The organism is Mycetocola saprophilus (assembly GCF_000718085.1).
Lineage (GTDB): Bacteria > Actinomycetota > Actinomycetes > Actinomycetales > Microbacteriaceae > Mycetocola > Mycetocola saprophilus.
In genome coordinates, this window is sequence record NZ_JOEC01000002.1 from 1,164,365 (window position 1) to 1,183,790 (window position 19,426).

Here is a 19,426-nt window from a genome sequence, read left to right on the forward strand (position 1 = left end):
TAGCCCTTTCGGGATGGCCTTTGTAGCGTGGAGGCATGGCACACGATCACGCACCCGCAACCACGTCCAAAAAACGACTCCTGATTGTCATCGGCATCGTTTCGACGGTGTTTGTGGCCGAGGTCATCGGTGGCCTGCTCACCGGCTCGCTGGCCCTGCTGGCCGACGCCGGGCACATGCTCAGCGACCTGATCGGCCTGATCGTGGCCCTCACCGCGATGACCCTCGCGGCCCGCCCCGCCTCCGCCCGTGCGACCTACGGATATCGCCGGACGGAGGTGTTTGGCGCGCTCATCAACGGTCTGATTCTCTGCGGCGTCTCGATCAGCATCGCCCTCGAGGCGATTCAGCGGCTGACATCCCCCACCGAGGCGGAGATTCTGCCGGTGCCGATGCTCCTGGTGGCCATCGTGGGACTCGCCGCCAACATCGTGTCGATGCTGATCCTGCGGGCCGGGGCGAAGTCCTCGATCAACCTGCGTGGCGCCTACCTCGAGGTCTTTGGCGACATGCTGGGATCGGTGGCGGTGATCGTGGCCGCGATCATCATCATGCTCACCGGCTGGGCGCCCGCCGACGCGATCGTGTCGCTGGCGATTGCCGCGTTCATCCTGCCGCGCGCCTACCTGCTGCTGCGCGATGTGTGGCGTGTGCTCAACGAGTCCACCCCGGTGGACACCTCGGTTGAGGACGTGCGTGCCCACATCGCCCGGGCGGACGGGGTACGCGAGGTTCACGATGTGCACCTGTGGTCGATCACCTCGGGGGAGCACGTCTTCACCGCCCATGTGGTGGCCGAGGACGAGGTCTTCGAACGCGGGGAGGTGGGGGCGCTGCTGGACCGGCTCTCCGACTGCCTGCACGACCACTTCGACGTGGAGCACTCGACCTTCCAGATCGAACCACCCAAGCACGCCGAGCACGAGCGTGAGGTGCACGTCTAGGAAATCACGCCCTGAACAAAACGGCGCCCGCCGGATCTGGAAGGATCCGGCGGGCGCCGTTTATATGTGGGAACTAGGCCGAGGGGGCCTCGTCCTCGGGGGCGTGAGCGGGCTTGCCGGCCGCCTCTTCGGCGGCCAGCTTCTCGGCAACCTGGCGCTCGGCGGCCAGACGCTTGCTCTTGCGGAACGCCATGAAGTAGTGCACGGCGGCGGGGCCGACCGACAGGGCCACGGCGGCCAGCAGGATCACGTCGATATAGGAGCTCACGAAGTTTGCCACCGGCGGGATATAGCCGATCAGGTAGCCGAAGTAGGTGAGCCCGGTTCCCCAGATCAGCGCGCCGATCAGGTTGTACAGGCTGTACTTGCGGTAGTTCATGTGCGAGGCACCGGCCGCGACCGGGGCGAAGGTGCGAACGACGGGCACAAAGCGGGCGATGATGATCGCCAGCGCGCCCCACTTTTCGAAGAACTTATTGGTCCGGTTGACGTTCTCGATGCTGAACAGACCGGTCTCTTTGCGCTCAAAGATCTTGGGGCCGGCGCGATGCCCAATCAGGTATCCCACCTCACCGCCGATAAACGCGGCGATTCCAATCAGAATCGCGACCCACCAGATCGGCATGCCGAGACCATCGCTCGTGCCGTTGTTGCTGGTGAGGCCGGTGATGACCAGGAGGGTGTCGCCGGGGAGCATGAATCCCACCAGCAGGCCGGTTTCGGCAAACACGATGAGACACACGACCAGAACGGCCCAGGGGCCGGCCGCCTGCAGGATTTCGTTGGAGTCAAGCCAGGGAATGAGAGCTGTATGCATCGATGAAAGGCTCCGAATTGTTGGTGGCACACCCGCAGACGCACCGTGAAGGGACATGACCGAGTCTACTGCCCACAGGGTAGCGCAACGGGCGGGAGACGCAAGATCATTCCATCGGATGATGGATGGGTGCCCCGGACGCGATGAGCCTGGGAATGCCGTAACGATTTCGGCACCGTCCGGGCTGCGCGCCGTGACGGTGAGTCGCCGCGCGGGGGATTAGGATACTGACTCAGAAGGGAGTTCCCGATCATGAAGCACAGGTTCGCAGTCGCGGCGACCATTCTGGCGGTGGCACTGCTCAGCGGGTGCGCCCAGGGACCGGCCCCGATCAATAACGGGGAGTTTTCGGCACGGGCCCAGTCGCTCAAGAGTTACTCCACCCTGTCCACCGGCCGACTGATCGAGTTCGCCCAGGACTACTGCTCGCGCCTGGACAAGGAACGCGATAACGCGTCGGGCCTGCGCAAGGTGGCCGACGAGTATAAGCAGAACTCCCTCGCGGACGGTCGCACGGCCGAGGACGTCGACTCCTTCATGGACACCGCGACCGCCCGCTACTGCCCCGACCTGGGCGAGGCGCTCACCAAGTAGGTCCGCTGGGTGGAGAGCCCTCCTCCGAGCGAGCGATATTGCCGCCGCCAACATCGTCGCGGCGACCGAAGCGCCGGGTGCCTGTGCCTCGATAGCGTGATGTTCAGACGTTGAACACACGGAGGAAACATGATGAAGAGCGCAGGAATTTGGGCAAAAACCGGCATCGCCCTGGGAGCCGCGACCCTCGTGGGTGTGGGACTGAGCGGGTGTGGCCTGGTCGACTCGATCAAGAACTCCACCGCCGACGCCTGGTCGGTGACCTACGCGGTCACGGTCACGGGTGAGGGAACTCCGAGCCTGCCCGCGGTGACGTTTGGCGAGGCCAAAACGCGCGGCGAGGACACGGTCAGCAAGGACCTGCCGAACCTGCCGCTGGTGGCCGACCCCGCGACCCCGGGAAGCTCGCGCTGGGAGAAGACGGTGATGGTGACCGCGACCCGGCCCGCCTCGATCGTGGCGACCCCGGGGGAGGGACAGCGGGCCACCTGTCAGATCCTGCTGGATGGCAAGCGGCAGATCGCGGCGGTCGCCGGGGAGCCGGGCAAGCCGGTGACCTGCGAGGCGACCACTCCGAAGTTCGACTAGGGGTTCGATGCCCGGCGGTACGCTCCATACTCCGCCGGGCACTCCTGTGAGAAAAGGGCCCCTCATCTGGGGGTCATTCGCTCGTCATGCGTTAAATTCGGTTGTCTATCCTGAATCACGACTCCTATGCTGGGACCAGACTGTGCGTCTTACCAAAAGGACAGGGGAGTTCGGTGGCACCGATCAGGGGACAAAAACGCTCGCGGATGCGGGGCATGGCAATGGGATTAGGTGCGCTTCTCGCACTGGGATTTGTGTGGACACCCAGCTCCACCTTCGCGGCCGAGGCACCCACCGCGGTGCTCGATGTGAAAAAGACCGCATCCGCCGAGCAGGTCAAGCCCGGCGAGACGCTGACCTATACGATCGAGGTCGCCTGTTCGACCCTGACCGATGTGGGCTGTAATAACGCCGTCTTTGCCGACGCGATCCCGCCCGAGTTTGAGATCCAAAACGTGGTGGTGGCCAATGCGCCCTTCCAGACCCCGATCATCGACGGGCAGAACGTCAGCGTGGTCTTCAATGAGCAGCTGAGCGAGGGTGTCATCGGTCTGATCGACAACGCCAACGCCACGATCACGATCACCGTGAAGCTGCGCGAGGATGTGCCGTTTGAGAAGAACGGCGTGAACATCCCCAACACCGCCCAGGTCACCGCGGATAACGCAACCAAGGTCACCTCGACCGCCAACGTGAAGCCCGTGCTGGAAAAGCACCTGGCCACCGACGCTACCAAGTCCTTCAACCCCACCGCGGGGCAGGCAAAGCCCGGCACCGAGACCACGCTGACCCTCTCGGGCGCGAATAAGTCCAACGCCGGTGCGGACACCCTGACCCTGACCGACCCGGCAGATCCGAGTGCCACCGGTAACCCCTTCGATTACCTGGCCATCACCGGGATCGACTCGGTGCAGTGGCCCGAGGGTGCCACCACCGCCACGGTGGAGTACTGGGATGGAACCGCCTGGGTCCAGGGATCGGTAGCCACCAAGCCCGGTGCCCCGAATGCGCCGCCGGCCTCGGCCACCGGAATCCGGGTCACCTTCACCGGCCCGAACGGAACCACGATTCCCGCGGGGGCCACCGGCGGACTGACCCTGAAGCTCGAGCAGCGGGAGAACGTCGCCGACCTCGAGGAGAGCATCACCCTGAAAAACACCGTCGAGTCCGCCGTCACCAACGGAGGCGACCGCGCGACCGACACCGATGACGCCACCTATAAGGTAGTCACCGAGCCGCTGAGTGTGGCGGCCAAGAAGTCCTTCGACCCGGATGTGGTGCTGCCCGGCGGCGCCTCCACCGTGTCCCTGTCCGGCTCGAACGCCGGAGATACCCCGCTGTCCACGCTGACCATTCGCGAGCCGGCCACCGGCGACTTCGATTCCCGCCTGGACTTCACCGGCTTCACCTCGCCGGTCGAGTTCCCCCAGGGCGCCGACAGCGGTGAAATCACCCTGGTCTACCTGGACCGCGCCGGTGTCGAGCAGAGCGTCACCGTGACCCTGACCAACGGGGGCCAGTTCCCGGCCCTGCCGGTGGACTTCGGATCGCTGAAGCACTTCGAGATTACCTTTACCGACACCACCGGCGAGCCGATTATCGCCGGTGCCGAGTCGAACCTGACCTTCGGGGTCACCGCCGCCGAGGGCCTGGCCAAGGACACCACCATCGACAACGTGGTGGGCGTGACCGGCACCGCCGGCGACCAGAGCGCCGATGCCACCGCGACCGACACCCTGACCCTGGACGAGCACCGGATCGAGCTGGAAACCCAGAAGAAGATCAGCCCCGGACAGATCTGGGGCACCGAGGGGGAGACGGCGACGATCCAGCTCCCCACGACCGTGGGTAAGGGGTCCACCGCCAACGCAACCCAGATCCTGGTTAACGATCCCGAGCTCAAGGCCGACGGAACCCCCAAGGACTCGGATTGGTGGGATCACTTCCGCCCGACCGCGATTACCAAGACCGATGTGCCCCCGGGTGCCATCTTGACCGTGCGCTACTTCGACACCGTCAGCAACACCTGGGTGGTCCTGGCTGAGAACGTCGTGGGTGCCACCTCGTTCTCGATGGAGATTCCCGAGGCGATTCGCGACCAGATCGGCGGCCTGCAGTTCGAGTTCACCAGCGATGAGCCGGGCTTCGCGCCCGGGGCCACGGTGCAGCCGAACATCACCACCGAGCTCAAGGAGAGCCTGGCTCCCAAGCCCGCGGGCAGCGACATCACCGTCGAGAACTGCTCGAGTGCCTCGGCCACCGCGCCGGGAGCCACCGCGGGGGCCGCGACGCTGAACCCGTGCCCCTCGATCGAGATTCTGGCGCCGACCCCGGGGGAGTATGACTTCCTCACCAAGCGCTGGATCGCCCCGGCCGACCAGATCGTGGTCGCCCGCTCCGGAGACCAAGCAACCTCGCGCCTGAGCTGGTCCACCGGTGGACACGGCGGCTACGAGCAGATGGTTATCGCCGATACCCGCGTGAGCCAGACCCCGAACGCCGGCCCGGCCGACCCGGTGGAGAAGACCACCTATCAGGCCTTCAACCTGGTGAAGATCAAGGCGATCACCCCGGCCATGGATCCGCTGCTGGCCTATGACCGGATCACCGCGGTGGAGCTGTGGAACGGGAGTGCCTGGGTGCCCGCCTCCGGCGCGACCGCGCTGCCCTACACCGGATCGCTGCCCGAGATTGCGCTGAACGCCGCCGAGCAGGCCTCGACCCAGGGTGTGCGCCTGATCTTTGCCGAGAATACCGCCGCCCGCGAGGCCGCGACCGACGTGGATGCGCCGGCCGTCGGCTCGGGGGTTGCCCGTTCAAACGGAAACACCCGTCAGATCGACCTGGAGTGGGAGCTGCGCGACACCAAGCGGGTTCCGGCCTCTCCGGCCGTGCCCGTGCTGGGTAGCGAGCTTTACAACACCGCCGACACTGGCGACGTGAACAACATCGCCAGCGCCAGTGGCATCACCGGCGGGGCCGTGGCCGCGCACGATGAGGATTCGGACCTGATCTCGATCCTCGACCGTCCGCTCAACGTCTCCGTGAGCAAGGGCTGGAGCGGCGGACCGATCGGCATCCCGCCGGCCGGCACCCCGGAGAGCGCGTACCCCAGCGGTCGAGTGACCATCACCGCGACCAACGCAACCGTGGCCAAGGTGGACACGCTGAAGATCGTGGACCCGGCACCGGGCAGTGCCACCCAGCCGTTTGACACGTTCAACCTGGCCAAGATCGTGGGCATCACCGTGCCCGACGGGGCGATTGCCGCCGAATCCCTGGTGCAGCTCACGCGCGCCGGGGGCGGTATCGACGCCTACTCGATCGATCAGGCCAAGGCGCTGAGTGCGGCAAACCTGGCCGATGTGGTGGGCATCGAGGTGTCGCATCACGGACGCATCGTCTCGGCCGGCAAGTCCACCCTGACGATGGATCTGCGCCTGCGGGCCACCCATCGCGACGGTGGTGCCCCGGTCACCGTGGTGAATTCGCCGGTGCGCAACGAGGCCTCGGCCACCGTGCTCGATCCCGGCGGGGTCAACGGGGTGCACGAGGTGAGCGCCAAGGACAGTGCCCAGATCGCGCTGGCCGAGCTGAACATCGGCATCACCACCACCAAGTCATTCGACCCGAAGATTCAGTACGCGCAGATCCTGCCGGATGAGCCCGGCTATGCGGATGAGCCCTGGGATTCGATCACGATGACCCTCTCGGCCCGCCCAACCGGTTCGGCGCGTCCGGCCAAGATGGTGGTCACCGATGACACCACCACGTTCTGGAACGCCTACCGGTTTGTGGACTTCGCGCCGGGCTTCAAGCTCACCGCCCCCATCCTGCGGGTGCAGGTGGATGCGCTGGTCGGCGGCACCTATGACACCACCGGCGGCGGTAACCCGCTGAGTCTGAACGGTGCCACCTGGACGCTCGGCACCCCGGCGGCCACCCCGGCTCTGCCCGCGGGTGTCACCGCGGCCGACGTGCGCGGACTGCGCTTCACCTTCACCCGGACCGACGGCTCCCAGTGGGAGAACCCGTCGAGCCCGCGTCAGGAGATCCCGCTGACCGTGCACCGTCGCGCCTACCTGGCCTCCAACCCGGATGTCCCGGTTCCCGATGACTCCCAGCCCGCGGCACCGGGCGAGAAGCTCAGGCCGTTCGGCGGCGGTGGCGTGTTCACCAACTCCGTGCAGGGTGAGGTCACCAGCTCGGTCAACGGTCCGGGATCGATCCCGCTGACCGCGACCCATGAGACCACCGCGCAGGCCTTCTATGAGGCCGGCGGGACCGAGATCAGCGTCAAGAAGACGCCGATCGGGGCACAGCTGCCGGGACAGGTCATCCCGTTCACCCTCACCGTGTCGAACCCGGCACCGGCGAATAGCGGGTTGGAACGGGCGATCCTCGACCCGAAGATCACCGACATCCTGCCCACCGATATCAACACTAACGATCCCACCGGGAAGCCCTGGCTGATCTTTGATGAGGACAGCGACGACCCGCGGTACGAGTTCGGCTACCAGCCCGCGGGTGCCACACCCTCGCCGAACCTGCCGATGCCCACCGATCCCGCGCAGATCACGATCACCGAGGGGAAAAACGCCGACGGTGAGCCCACCAGCATCGGCTTCGCCTTCCCCAAGGGCACGGTACTGATGCCCGGGGACACCTATACGATCACGCTGAACATGATGTTCCGCCCGGGTATCTCGGCGGGGCAGCACGTGACCAACTCGGTGCTGGTCGAGGCCGCTCAGCCGTTCCAGTTCTGTAATGGCGAGGAGCACGAGGTCTTCGCCTGTGTGGCGGATACCGATGTGTACCCGACCGAGATCGGGGCGCTGCGTGGTCAGAAGTTTGTGAAGGCCGACGACACCACGCTGGGTGTCACCGACGTGACCAACCCGGCCGCCGAGTGCGCGCCGACGCTGGACGACTACTACTCGGGCAACTGCGTGCCGATCACCAAGCCGCTGGGCACCGAGACCTGGCGTGAGCGGGTCCAGAACTCGGGCACCCTGGAGATGGATAAGGTGGTCACGATCGACCGCCTGCCCACCCCGGGCGACCAGGGCGCGCTCGTGCTGCTGCCCCGTGGCAGCCAGTGGGAGCCCAGCTGGACGGGCCCGGTGACCCCGGTGACCGCGGACGGTTACCGCACCCCCGAGGGCGTGGAGTACTACTACTCCTCGGCTCAGGATCCCTGTGTGGCGGACCTGTCTCCGTCGCAGACCGCATGCCCGGATGGGGCCTGGCTGCCGCTGACCCCGGAGGTCGCGGCCGCGGATGTGAAGCACATCAAGACCGTGTTCCTCTTTGGTGAAAACCACTTCCGTCCCGGCGACATCCTGGGCTACACCTTCCAGACCCGTACGCCGGCCTTCTCGCCGGTGGCGACCTCGGACACCGTCGCCTGGAACACCATCGCGATCGGTGCCGAGACTGTTACCGCCTCCGGTACCCGAATCGGCTCGGTTCTGCCGACCGAGGGACGCCGGGTGGGTGTTGCGCTCGCCACGGGTCCGCTCGCGGTTCAGAAGACGGTGACCGGAGATGCGGCGGCGTTTGCCCCGGCGACCTTCGAGCTGCAGGTGCTGTGCACCGTGGGGAAGGGCACCGCACTGGAAACGGTGCTGCCCCCGGTCACGGTGACCGTGGAGGGCGGCAAGCCGGTGACCCTCGAGGAGCAGTTCCCCTACGGGGCCGAGTGTGTGCTGGTGGATGCCCCGGGAGTCAATGGGGAAACCTCTCACACCTCGGGTCCCGCGGTCACGATCGAACGCACCCCGAGCCTGCTGCCGCTGGCCACGCTGACCAACGTCTACAGCCTCACCTCGCTCGAGGTCAGCAAGACGGTGATCGGCGCATCGGATGAAAACGGTGAGCCGCTGGATTACGGATCCTTCCCGTTCGAGGTGTCCTGCACCTTCCTCGGAAAGCCCGTGGTGGCCACCGGATTCGAACTCTCCCCGATGACCTTTAGCCTGACGGATGGGAAGCGCCGCACCCTGAGCGGGCTGCCCGTGGGCAGCGTGTGTGAGATCACCGAGACCGATGCGCACGGCGCGGATGTTTCGGTGACCACGCCGGGCGTGGATGGACCGGTTACCATCGAGGGGCCGACCGTCACGGTCACCTTGACCGCCGATGAGGCCCCCTCCCGCGCGGCAGTTGTCCGCTTTGTCAACAACTTCCCGCTGGGCGCCATCGACCTGTTCAAGCGGGTTGAGGGAGACGGCGCGGCGGCCGTGGATGACGGCACCGACTTCGTGTTTGAGCTCACCTGCCGGGTGGGATCGGACGTGGTCTACGACGGCGCGCTGCACCTGACCAAGGCCGAAGCCATCGCCGGGCGTCACATCATCGTGGACACCCTGCCCGCCGGTGCCCGCTGTGAGCTGGATGAGACCGACAGCGGCGGGGCCAGCACCACGGTCATCACCCCGGACACCAAGGCCGCGGCGGTTGCGGTGGGAACGCTGCGCGAGCCGCTGCAGTTCACCGCGATCAACACGTTTGCCGCCGGGGGCCTGCGGGTGACCAAGGAGATCACCGGACCGGGTGCCGAGCTGTGGGGCACCGGGCCGTTCCAGGTTGCGCTGGCCTGCACCCTGGACGGGGCGGCGATCGCCATCCCCGACGGGGCCACCCGCGAGCTGAGCACCGAGAACGGCTTCGAGTCCGACTTCGCCGGTCTGCCGAGCGGTGCCGCGTGTGATCTCACCGAGTCCGCGATCGGTGGCGCCACCACGAGTGAGATCGTGGATGCCGACGGGGCGGCGGTGACCGAGCCGGTGATCATCGGATCGGGCACCACCGTGGCGCTGCGCGTGATCAACACCTTCGAGGTGGGCGGTATCACCGTCACCAAGACGGTCGAGGGTGATAACGCCGCGTCCGCCGCCGATGCTCAGTTCCAGGTGGCGCTGGCCTGTACCCTCGACCGGGACGGTGTCAGCACCGCGCTGACCATCCCCGAGGGCGCGACCCGCACGCTGTCCGCCGCGACCGGGCTGACCGCCGCCTACACCCAGCTGCCTACGGGTGCCGTGTGCGAGCTGCGCGAAACCGTAACCGGCGGTGCCAACGCGACCGCGATCACCCCGAACGCCGGCGACCCGGCCGTGGGTGTGGTGACCGTGGGATCGGGCACCAACGTGGCCCTGAGCGTGGTCAACACGTTCACCAAGGATCCCGGCATCACCCCGCCGGGCCCCGGCACCCCGGGCGGCGAGCTGAGCGGCACCGGCGCCAACCCGCCGTGGGGCTGGCTGATGGCCGCACTGGGTCTGCTGCTCGGCGGCGCGCTGCTGGGCATCCGGCAGATCCGTCGCCGCGGAACCGGTGACCTCGCCTAGGTAGGACACAACACGGCGGGCGGTGGAGTTGATCTCCACCGCCCGCCGTTTTATTTAGGGGCTAGAACTCCTCGTAGACCGCCGGGTCCTGGTCGCCCAGGCGGCCGTCGGGGCGGCCGAGAGCGGTGATCAGGGCGATCTCCTCGGTGGAGAGTTCGATCTGGGCGGCGGCGATGTTGAGTCGTTGGCGCTCGGGGCTCGCCGAACGGGGGATCGGGACCACCCCGCGGGCCACGTGCCAGGCCAGCACAATCTCGGCCGGGGACACATCGTGTCCGGCGGCAATGCGCTCGATCACCGGGTCGGCGGTGACCCCGTTGCCGCGGCCCAGCGGGCTCCACGCCTCGGTGACGATGCCGCGCTCGCGGTGGTAGGCCACGGCCGACTCCTGCGGGAACCACGGGTGCAGCTCGATCTGATTGACCACCGGCCGCACCCCGGTCTTAGCCTCCAGCCGCTCGATGTGCTCGGGCAGGAAGTTGGACACCCCGATGTGCCGGATCAGCCCGCGCTCGCGGGCATCGATCAGGGCTTCCCAGGCCTCGACGTATTTATCCACGCGGGGGTTCGGCCAGTGGATCAGGTAGAGGTCGATGTGATCGAGGCCGGTGCGAAACAGGCTCTCCTCGACCGTGAACGTGGCCTCGGCGCGGGCATGGCGGCGGCCGGGCAGCTTGCTGGTGACGATGAACTCGTCGCGGGGGATCCCCGCGGTGCGCACCGCGCGCCCCACGGTGCCCTCGTTTTCATAGTTGAAGGCCGAATCCAGCAGGCGGTACCCGGCCTCAAAGGCCGAGTGCAGGGACTCGATGCCGGCGAGGCCATGCGCACGCCCGGTACCAAATCCGATCGGGGGAAGAGAAAGCTCTGAGAAACTCAACGACGCTGTCATCCACCCATGCTACCCATCGGGCCGTGCGTCGGGTCAAGAGAAAATCCCACCGGGACCATCAAAAACTGGTGCGCAAGGCGGGACTTGAACCCGCACGCCCGAAGGCACAGGAACCTAAATCCTGCGTGTCTGCCAATTTCACCACTCGCGCTTGTTTCTCCAGTGTAGCGTGCGGGCATGCACGCGCGGTGCAGGCCCGGCTAGGATGGGTCCATATGTTAGATCTTGACCTGAGTGCCGAAATCGCCGCGCTGCGCAGCACCTTTGCGACCATCAGCGACGTGCTGGACCTTGACCGTCTGCGCGCGGAAATTGCCGAGCTCAGCGAGCAGGCCGGTGCGCCCGACCTCTGGGACAACCCCGATGAGGCACAGAAGGTGACCAGCGCGCTGAGCCACAAGCAGGCCTCGCTCGGGCGTGTCACCCGGGTGGCCAACGGGCTGGACGACCTCGAAGTTCTGATCGAACTGGCCAACGAGGAGGGCGACGAGGCCTCGGCTGCCGAGGCTCGCGCCGAGCTGGAAAAGCTGCGGACCGCGATCGGTGACCTCGAGGTGCAGACCCTGCTCAACGGTGAGTTCGACCCGCGTCCCGCGGTCATCACGATCCGCGCCGGTGCCGGGGGAGTGGACGCCGCAGACTTCGCCGAGATGCTGCTGCGGATGTATCTGCGCTGGGCCGAACAGCACAAGTACTCGGCCACGGTGCTCGACACCAGCTACGCCGAGGAGGCGGGCATCAAGTCCGCCACCATCGAGATCGACGCGCCCTATGCCTTTGGCACGCTGAGCGTCGAGGCGGGAACCCACCGCCTGGTGCGGATGAGCCCCTTTAACTCCGCCGGCAAGCGTCAGACCAGCTTCGCCGCGGTCGAGGTCGTGCCGCTGATGGAGGTCACCGAGTCGATTGACATCCCCGACAACGACATCCGCGTCGACGTCTTCCGCTCCTCGGGCCCCGGCGGCCAGTCGGTCAACACCACCGACTCCGCCGTGCGCATCACCCACCTGCCCACGGGCATCGTGGTGAGCTGCCAGAACGAGAAGTCGCAGATCCAGAACCGGGCGGCCGCGATGCGGGTGCTCCAGTCCCGACTGCTGCTGGTGCAGCGCGAGCAGGAGAACGCCAAGAAGAAGGAACTCGCCGGTAACATCACCGCGAGCTGGGGCGACCAGATGCGCTCCTACGTCCTGGCGCCGTACCAGATGGTCAAGGACCTGCGCACCGACTACGAGGTCAACAACCCGAGCAACGTGTTTGACGGCGACCTCGACGGCTTCATCACCGCGGGCATCCGCTGGCGCAAGAGCGCCGACCGCGACTAGTCCCGACCGCGGAAAAACGGCCCCCGAAACCCGAGAGTGTGACCCCTCTTGGCGTGTCAGCGCGCAAAAGCTCAGCGGCATGCTTAGGCTCGAAACGTCATGATTCGCTATGAGAACGTCACCAAAAAGTATCCCGGGTCCAAGCGACCCGCGGTCGACGGGATCGACTTCGAGGTCGAGCGCGGGGAGTTTGTGTTCCTCGTGGGCGCCTCCGGGTCGGGAAAGTCCACCTGTCTGCAGCTGATCCTCAAGGAGGAGCGGCCCACGTCCGGCACCATTCACGTGCTCGGAAACGACCTGGGTTCGATCTCGAACCGGAAGGTTCCCTACTTCCGTCGGCAGCTGGGCGTGGTGTTCCAGGACTTCCGCCTGCTGCCCAACAAGACCGTGTACCAGAATGTGGCCTTCACGCTGCAGGTCATCGGTAAGTCCCGAGGGTTCATCCAGGAGGCCGTCCCCGACGTCCTCAAGATGGTGGGCCTGGATGGCAAGGGGGAGCGTTACCCCCACGAACTTTCCGGTGGTGAGCAGCAGCGTGTGGCCATCGCCCGCGCCGTGGTCAACAAGCCCCCGGTACTCCTGGCCGATGAGCCCACCGGTAACCTCGACCCCGCGACCAGCGCCGGCATCATGCAGCTGCTGGAGCGGATCAACGCCGGCGGCACCACCGTCGTGATGGCCACCCATGAGGCGGGCATCGTGGACAAGATGCGTCGCCGCGTGATCCAGCTGCACGAGGGCAAGGTTGTCCGAGACGAGCGTTCCGGCGGATACGGCAACACCGGTATCGTGCCCGAGCTGCGTCCGCAGGAGGTCAAGGGTGAATCCGCCCTGGCCGCCCAGGCAGCCGTGGCCTCCGAGGCTGCCGCCGCCGAGCTGGAGACTCGCGCCCAGCCGATCATTCCGGCCGCGCCGGTCACGCCCGCGACCCCGACCCACACCCAGGCGATCAGCCTGCCGCAGGTGGAGACCGAGGACGCGACCGACCACCTCGGCATCGCCGAGAGCCTCGGCCTGCGCCGCGACGGTGACCAAACGGGAGAAGACGAGCAGAACGTGGGGCCGGTTAAATGAGAATGTCGCTGATTTGGGGCGAGGTTTTCACCGGCCTGCGTCGCAACCTGTCGATGGTCGTTTCGATCATCCTGGTGACCTTCATCTCGCTGACCTTCGTGGGGGCCGCCGCCCTCATGCAGATGCAGATCGGTCAGATGAAGGGCTACTGGTATGACCGTGCCCAGGTTGCTATCTACCTCTGCCCGCAGGACTCGCTGAGCGAATCCTGTGCCGGCGGTGCGGTGACCGACGACCAGCGCAAGGGTGTCGAGGATGCACTGAAGTCCGCCGCCCTGGCCCCGGTGATCGAGAAGTTCTACTTCGAGTCCAAGGACGAGGCGTTCAAGCGCTTCCAGGAGAAGTTCGCCGGCAACGAGATCACCAAGTACGTGACCCCGGACCAGCTGCAGGAGACCTACTGGGTCAACCTCAAGAACCCGGCTCAGTCCAACGTGATCTCCGAGGCCTTCTCGAGCGTCCCCGGCGTGGAAGAGGTCACCGACCAGCGCAAGTATCTGGACACGATCTTCTCGGTCCTGAACGTGGCCTCCTACACCGCGATCGGCATCGCCGCGCTGATGCTGATGGCCGCCGTGCTGCTGATCGCCACCACCATCCGCCTGTCGGCCTACTCGCGTCGCCGTGAGATCACGATCATGCGCCTGGTGGGTGCGTCGAACAGGTTCATCCAAACACCCTTCATCCTTGAGGGGGTGATCTCCGCCTTCATTGGGTCCCTGCTCGCGGGCGGAGCGATCGTCGCGATCGTGCACTTCTTTGTGCAGGGCTACCTCAAGGACAATGTGCCGTCCTCGATGTCCAACCTGGTGGGGCTGGGAGACGCGTTTATCGTGGTTCCCGCACTGATCCTGGTGGGCATGATCCTGGCAGCGCTCTCGGCGAACTTCGCGATCAAGCGCTACCTGAAGGCATAAATACCGGTCCCAACCGGATATACTGATGGGCTGCCCGGGTTTCCCGGGCAGCCCGAGTCATTTACCGGGCCCAGCTGTGCCCAAAGAAGGAGAACACCGTGCCCAAGGAACGTGGTGAAAAAGTTGTCGCAACCAACCGCAAGGCGCGCCACGATTACCTGATCGAGGACACCTTCGAGGCGGGTATGGTCCTCACCGGCACCGAGGTGAAGTCGCTGCGGATGGGTCGCGCGTCCCTGGTGGACGGCTATGCCTTTGTGGAGGGGAACGAGATCTGGCTGGATGCCGTGCACATTCCCGAGTACTTCCAGGGCAGCTGGAACAACCACAGCGCCCGGCGCAAGCGCAAGCTGCTGCTGCACCGCCAGGAGATTAACAAGATTGCGCATAAGGTGGCCCCCGGCGGTTACACGATCATTCCGTTGAAGATCTACTTCAACAACGGCAACGCCAAGGTGGAGATCGCGATTGCCAAGGGTAAGAAGGAGTACGACAAGCGCCACGCGCTGCGTGAGCGTCAGGATAATCGCGAGGCCGCCCGCGCGATGGCGACGCGAAACAGACTGGGCGAGTAGCTCGTCCACCCGTGCGCGCCTGGGCGAGTAGCTCGTCCACTCGTGTGCGCCTGGACCAGTAGCGCCTCCGCAGACGCGGCGGCCCCGATCGGGGCCGCCGCGTCCGTGCGTTGGGCCGGACATTGTCGGCAAAATCCTTGCACCCGCGCGGCCCGCACGCCAGGATGTTGGTATGACCGCATCCTCAGCATTGCCCGTGCCCGGTACCGTCAACTTTCGTGATCTCGGGGGCTATCCGGTCCCCGGCGGGCGCACTCGCTCCGGCGTGATCTATCGCTCCGATGCCCTGCACAACCTGGGGGAGGCCGGACGCGCGGCGCTGACCGAGCGCGGGATCCACTCGATCATCGACCTGCGTGATGAGCCCGAGCGTGCGGCGATGCCCGACGATGTGGAGGGTCTGGGCTTCCAAGACCTGCACCACGCGGTGTTTGAGGGATCGGTGGATGCCGCCGCGACTCCGGGGCTCGGGCTCGGCGACCTGTATCGGGCGATCCTCTTCCGCCACACAGACGTCGTGCGGGCGGTGCTGACCGAGCTCGCCGAGCCGGCAACCACCCCGGCGATCATCCACTGCACCGCGGGCAAGGACCGCACCGGCGTGCTCAGCGCCCTGGTGCTGCTGACCGTGGGGGTCGACCGCGAGGACGTCCTGGACGACTATGAGGCGACTCAGGCCAACCTGGCCGGGGCCTGGGCCGAGCACATGACCGAGATGGCGCGCAGTCAGGGTATCGAGGTCACGCCGCAGTTGCTGGGCATCATGACCGAGAGCCCGCGGGACGTGCTCGCATCGGTACTGGTTGACCTCTATGCGGTTCCCGGCGGGCTCGAGGGATACCTCGACTCGGCCGGCGTGGGCCCCGAGATTCGCGAGCGTCTGCGCGCGCTGCTGGTCGAGCGAGACTAGCCCACGGTCGCCGTTCGCGCGCTAAGCTGATCGCCGCGCGCGAACGTGGTTCCCCGCCCGGGCAATCCCGGATATACTGGGGGCATCCCTTCGGGGTTCGTGGGCTTCGGCTCCTGAAAATTCAACAGCGTGTGACATGACCCATTCTTCGTGAATGTGCATGGGGATGATCGGTTTCGACATTGCCTGTGAAACTGCGAGAAGCGGGTCGAGGATTCAGGGTTATCTCGTTAACGATCTCTGAAAAACCAATAAGTGCCAACTCTAAGCGCACTGACTTCGCCCTCGCTGCCTAAGCGAGCCCGATAGTCCGTCAGACCGGGTTTGTTTCCGCCCCGGTTCCTGGCGTCATTTAGGAAACTTGCTGTGTGCCGACGCCTGAGCGGTACGCGGGACTAATACTCTGGCTGGGCCTGTCAACCTAACCGCCTTCGGTAAAGGTTGGGGCCGAGAAAACGTTTTCGAAGGATACACCCGTAGAAGACGCAGAATTGCAGCAGTGGACCGGGGTTCAATTCCCCGCATCTCCACCATCGGTCATGTCACACGCTGTTGAAGCACTCAGCCCGGTTCCCTCTGGAACCGGGCTGTTTTGTGTTGCGGCCTGGTCGTGGCTAGGGCTCGGGAGTGGGGGCGACTCCGGGAACCTCGGGGATCACTGGATCCCGGGTCAGGATGATCTCACGTTCGCTCCACCGGCTCAGCATAACCTCGAGATTGCTGGTGACGGTCTCAAACAGGTCCATCTCGGGTTCCAGTCGCCACTGGAGTTCAACCCCGTCCAGCAGCGCGATAAACGCGCGCGCTTCGAACTCGAATTTTTCGGGACGTACGCCGGGCAAATCTCCGGCAGCATGCGCAATCTCCAGCTGCGCCACGCACTTGGCCACAAACAGGCGGTAGCGCTCGACCATGAAATCGCGTGCCGGATGCGTGGGGCTTGACGCCTCTGCGGCGAGGGTGAGGAGCAGGTCGATGAATCCGGGCCGCTGAAGGTGAAACTTCATCAGCGGCGAGTACCAGGTGAAGAACTCGATGCCGACGCCGTCGTTGGGCATCGCCGCGTCGCCCTCATCGGCGAGGTGCTTGAGGATCGCGATCAGTAGCCCCTCCTTGCTCCCAAAGTGGGCGATGAGGAGGGCTGCAGTGACCCCCACTTCGTCGGCGATCTGACGCAGGGATGCACCGGCGTATCCGTACTCACCAAATACCCGGCCGGCGGTGCGGAGGATCTCTGCCCGACGTTCGATTCCCTTGCGGTAGGGGCCGCGTTTGGTGGTTGTCATCCGTCTCCTGTCGTCGTTTCAAAAAAAGTCTTGCACAAAATTGAATCTTCGTTCAATATATATGAATATTGAACAACCCTAAAACTTTCGTGTAATGGTGCACAGAGTATCGACGCGAAACAGGGCACATCGCTATCGAAGGGCACATCCCCGTGCAGGACCAACTCACGCCGTCTCATCGTTCCGACCCCCGCGCATCGACCCCCTGGGGCGTGGGCATTCTGGGGGCCGGACCGGTGACTCAGGCGATCCATCTCCCCACCCTCTCCCGTCTTCAGAAGCACTTCACCGTGCGCGCCATCATGGACGTTGACCCCGAAGTCGCCGCCTCGGTGGCCGCGCGCGTGGGCGCCCGCGTCGCCCCCACGATGGCAGATCTGCTGCAGGATCCCACCGTGGAGGTTGTGGTGATCTGTAGCCCACATCGCTTCCACGCCGAGCAGGTGATTGCCGCCTGTCACGCCGGTAAGCGGGCGATTCTCTGCGAGAAGCCCTTCGCCATGACCCCCGAGGAGGCCCGCGGCATCGCCGAGGTTTCCGCCGAAACCGGTGTGCCGATCCTCGTGGGCGCGATGCACACCTACGATCCGGCCTGGCTTGCGGCCCGCGCCGCCTGGGGGAACTTCCCCGCCGGGGTGCACACGGTACGCTCCTCGATCGTGCTCCCGCCCAACGCCTACTTTGAAGACTCCGCCACCGAGGTTCTGGGCCGACCGGACCCGGTTCCTGCCGACTTTAGTGACCCCGAGCAGGTCGCCGAACGTGTCCTCGGCGGGGTCATGGGACTCGCCATCCACGACCTTCCGCTGGTGCGCACCTTTGTTCCCGACGGAACCCCAATCGAGGTGGTGCGCGCGGCGGCCCTGGCCCCCGGCGGCTACCATATCGTGTTGCGGGCGGGGGCCCTGGCCATCGAACTCCACGCTGCACTCACCGACAACTGGGAACCCTCCTGGTTTTTCGAGGCCATCGGCGAGGACGCCTCCATTGCCGTGGATTTTGGCCCCTCCTACATTCATGCGGGATCCGCCGTGGTCACCCTGGCACAGAACGGTCGCCGCACGGTCTTTGGCCGCGAGATCCACAACGGTTACGCGGGGGAGTGGTTACACCTCGCCGAGGTTGCCGCGGGGGCGACGCCCGCCCAGCCCGCCGACACCCTGATTGAGGATCTTCGATTTGCCCTGACCATCGCCGATACGGCCTCCAATCTCGCCCGCAACACAGTGAAGGCAGCACACGCATGAGCACTCAACTCTCCCTCAACACCGAACCCGCGGCACAAATCCCGGGCATGATCGATCAGAGCATCGCCGCGCTGCCGGTTTCCCTCCGCCCGGGACACCTCGGCGTGAAACGGCCCTCCTCAGACCAGGCCTGCGCCGGCGCGGATCTGCTGGCCATCGCCGGGGACCGAGGCTGGACCAGGCGCGCCAGCGAGGCCATCGCCGCGGGCTATCGCGGCCTGTTGATCGTGCGCCCCCGCCCCGAGGATGCCCGCGAGCTGATCGCGAGCGCCGCATCCACCCCGGTGGTGATCCTCACCGACTGGGCTAGTAACGCCGCCGTTGCTGCCCACCATGCGGCCGCCGCGGAGCTGGTTGCGGCCCGGGCATTCGTGGAAATCAGTGCCGACCTGCCACCCGATGAGGATCTGGAACTCGCCCTCGCCGACCAGCTGGCGCTGCTGCACGCCCTCGGTGCCACGGTTGCATCACCCACGCTGCACGAGCACGGTGCGGGGGGATTCCGCGTGGTGGGATCGCTCGAGCAGGGCGGAGAATTCCAGCTCTCCGGCCACCTCACCGCCTCCCGCCCCCGCGGCGCCCGGGTTCGGCTGATCGGTGCCGATACCACCGTGGTGCTGGAGCTTCCCGATCCGGTGATTGCGCTGCGGGCACGGGTGGATATCTGGACTCCGGGGCACCACGACGACCGCGCGGCCCTCTGGGAAAACGCGCCACGTACGGCACTGCGCCGCCTGGTAGCGGCCGTTCACGGCGGCACGACAACCTCCGACCTCGCCCACTATGAGCACGGCCGGCGCATCCAGATGGGCCTGTCCCCGGCCATCTAACCACAGACTTTCTCTCCCCCTCCCCTCAATGCCGAGATAGTGGGGTGCCCCAAAGGTGCGCCTCCGGAAAAG

Annotated in this window: 14 protein-coding genes, 1 tRNA gene and 1 other RNA gene; 12 read left to right on the forward strand and 4 right to left on the reverse strand. The window is 65.9% G+C overall.

The window, feature by feature from the left end:
* Positions 1–35: 35 nt before the first annotated feature.
* Positions 36–944 carry a cation diffusion facilitator family transporter gene (locus tag IE92_RS0111140; protein WP_030148575.1) on the forward strand — a complete coding sequence of 303 codons (909 nt, stop codon included), beginning with the start codon at positions 36–38 and terminating at the stop codon, positions 942–944.
* Between the two features lie 73 nt (positions 945–1,017).
* Here IE92_RS0111140 and IE92_RS0111145 read toward each other — a convergent pair whose 3' ends face one another.
* Positions 1,018–1,761 carry a DedA family protein gene (locus tag IE92_RS0111145; protein WP_051701583.1) on the reverse strand — a complete coding sequence of 248 codons (744 nt, stop codon included), beginning with the start codon at positions 1,759–1,761 and terminating at the stop codon, positions 1,018–1,020.
* Positions 1,762–2,013: 252 nt separating this feature from the next.
* On the opposite strand from IE92_RS0111145, the gene IE92_RS0111150 reads away from it, so the two are divergent.
* From IE92_RS0111150 to IE92_RS0111160, 3 genes are all read left to right on the forward strand, one after another.
* Positions 2,014–2,355 (forward strand): DUF732 domain-containing protein, encoded by a 342-nt coding sequence (locus tag IE92_RS0111150; protein ID WP_030148577.1) that lies wholly within the window; start codon positions 2,014–2,016, stop codon positions 2,353–2,355.
* A 129-nt stretch (positions 2,356–2,484) separates the two neighbouring features.
* A complete protein-coding gene (locus IE92_RS0111155) occupies positions 2,485–2,943 on the forward strand; it encodes a hypothetical protein (RefSeq protein ID WP_156027514.1) in 459 nt (152 codons plus the stop codon).
* A 215-nt stretch (positions 2,944–3,158) separates the two neighbouring features.
* The gene (locus tag IE92_RS0111160; RefSeq protein WP_030148579.1) at positions 3,159–10,298 is read left to right on the forward strand and encodes a DUF5979 domain-containing protein; all 7,140 of its coding nucleotides are present in this window, start codon (positions 3,159–3,161) and stop codon (positions 10,296–10,298) included.
* 61 nt (positions 10,299–10,359) lie between these two features.
* Here the strand turns inward: IE92_RS0111160 and IE92_RS0111165 are convergent, their stop codons facing one another.
* Both IE92_RS0111165 and IE92_RS0111170 read right to left on the reverse strand, forming a co-directional pair.
* The gene (locus IE92_RS0111165; protein ID WP_030148580.1) at positions 10,360–11,190 is read right to left on the reverse strand and encodes an aldo/keto reductase; all 831 of its coding nucleotides are present in this window, start codon (positions 11,188–11,190) and stop codon (positions 10,360–10,362) included.
* 66 nt (positions 11,191–11,256) lie between these two features.
* Positions 11,257–11,341 (reverse strand) — tRNA-Leu (locus IE92_RS0111170).
* Between the two features lie 64 nt (positions 11,342–11,405).
* Between IE92_RS0111170 and prfB the strand changes: the two genes are divergently transcribed.
* The 6 genes from prfB (at position 11,406) to ssrA (ending at position 16,524) form a co-directional block, all read left to right on the forward strand.
* A complete protein-coding gene (gene prfB, locus IE92_RS0111175; protein WP_030148581.1) occupies positions 11,406–12,515 on the forward strand; it encodes a peptide chain release factor 2 in 1,110 nt (369 codons plus the stop codon).
* A gap of 99 nt (positions 12,516–12,614) precedes the next feature.
* Complete coding sequence (gene ftsE, locus IE92_RS0111180) at positions 12,615–13,589, forward strand: cell division ATP-binding protein FtsE (protein ID WP_030148582.1); 975 nt, start codon at positions 12,615–12,617, stop codon at positions 13,587–13,589.
* Complete coding sequence (gene ftsX, locus IE92_RS0111185; RefSeq protein ID WP_030148583.1) at positions 13,586–14,506, forward strand: permease-like cell division protein FtsX; 921 nt, start codon at positions 13,586–13,588, stop codon at positions 14,504–14,506. Before ftsE ends, ftsX begins: the two co-directional genes overlap by 4 nt.
* A 98-nt stretch (positions 14,507–14,604) precedes the next feature.
* A complete protein-coding gene (gene smpB / locus IE92_RS0111190; protein WP_030148584.1) occupies positions 14,605–15,081 on the forward strand; it encodes an SsrA-binding protein SmpB in 477 nt (158 codons plus the stop codon).
* Positions 15,082–15,253: 172 nt separating this feature from the next.
* Positions 15,254–15,991, forward strand: a complete 738-nt coding sequence (locus IE92_RS0111195; protein ID WP_030148585.1) for a tyrosine-protein phosphatase — start codon at positions 15,254–15,256, stop codon at positions 15,989–15,991.
* Between the two features lie 162 nt (positions 15,992–16,153).
* Positions 16,154–16,524, forward strand: a transfer-messenger RNA (tmRNA) gene (gene ssrA / locus IE92_RS17870).
* 81 nt (positions 16,525–16,605) lie between these two features.
* On the opposite strand, the gene IE92_RS19055 is transcribed toward ssrA, so the two are convergent.
* The gene (locus IE92_RS19055; RefSeq protein WP_051701582.1) at positions 16,606–17,277 is read right to left on the reverse strand and encodes a TetR/AcrR family transcriptional regulator; all 672 of its coding nucleotides are present in this window, start codon (positions 17,275–17,277) and stop codon (positions 16,606–16,608) included.
* A gap of 212 nt (positions 17,278–17,489) precedes the next feature.
* Between IE92_RS19055 and IE92_RS0111205 the strand changes: the two genes are divergently transcribed.
* Both IE92_RS0111205 and IE92_RS0111210 read left to right on the forward strand, forming a co-directional pair.
* The gene (locus IE92_RS0111205; RefSeq protein ID WP_030149595.1) at positions 17,490–18,524 is read left to right on the forward strand and encodes a Gfo/Idh/MocA family protein; all 1,035 of its coding nucleotides are present in this window, start codon (positions 17,490–17,492) and stop codon (positions 18,522–18,524) included.
* Positions 18,521–19,354: a hypothetical protein gene (locus IE92_RS0111210; RefSeq protein ID WP_030148588.1), complete on the forward strand. Its 834-nt coding sequence runs from the start codon at positions 18,521–18,523 to the stop codon at positions 19,352–19,354. The genes IE92_RS0111205 and IE92_RS0111210 overlap by 4 nt, the downstream gene beginning before the upstream one ends.
* Positions 19,355–19,426 lie beyond the last annotated feature (72 nt).

Coding starts and splice junctions, on each gene's coding strand:
- IE92_RS0111210 (WP_030148588.1), top strand. CDS start 18,521: ATGAGCACTCAACTCTCCCTCAACACCGAACCCGCGGCACAAATCCCG.
- IE92_RS0111165 (WP_030148580.1), bottom strand. CDS start 11,190: ATGACAGCGTCGTTGAGTTTCTCAGAGCTTTCTCTTCCCCCGATCGGA.
- ftsE (WP_030148582.1), top strand. CDS start 12,615: ATGATTCGCTATGAGAACGTCACCAAAAAGTATCCCGGGTCCAAGCGA.
- IE92_RS0111140 (WP_030148575.1), top strand. CDS start 36: ATGGCACACGATCACGCACCCGCAACCACGTCCAAAAAACGACTCCTG.
- prfB (WP_030148581.1), top strand. CDS start 11,406: ATGTTAGATCTTGACCTGAGTGCCGAAATCGCCGCGCTGCGCAGCACC.
- IE92_RS0111150 (WP_030148577.1), top strand. CDS start 2,014: ATGAAGCACAGGTTCGCAGTCGCGGCGACCATTCTGGCGGTGGCACTG.
- ftsX (WP_030148583.1), top strand. CDS start 13,586: ATGAGAATGTCGCTGATTTGGGGCGAGGTTTTCACCGGCCTGCGTCGC.
- IE92_RS0111145 (WP_051701583.1), bottom strand. CDS start 1,761: ATGCATACAGCTCTCATTCCCTGGCTTGACTCCAACGAAATCCTGCAG.
- IE92_RS0111160 (WP_030148579.1), top strand. CDS start 3,159: ATGGCAATGGGATTAGGTGCGCTTCTCGCACTGGGATTTGTGTGGACA.
- IE92_RS0111155 (WP_156027514.1), top strand. CDS start 2,485: ATGATGAAGAGCGCAGGAATTTGGGCAAAAACCGGCATCGCCCTGGGA.
- IE92_RS0111195 (WP_030148585.1), top strand. CDS start 15,254: ATGACCGCATCCTCAGCATTGCCCGTGCCCGGTACCGTCAACTTTCGT.
- IE92_RS19055 (WP_051701582.1), bottom strand. CDS start 17,277: ATGACAACCACCAAACGCGGCCCCTACCGCAAGGGAATCGAACGTCGG.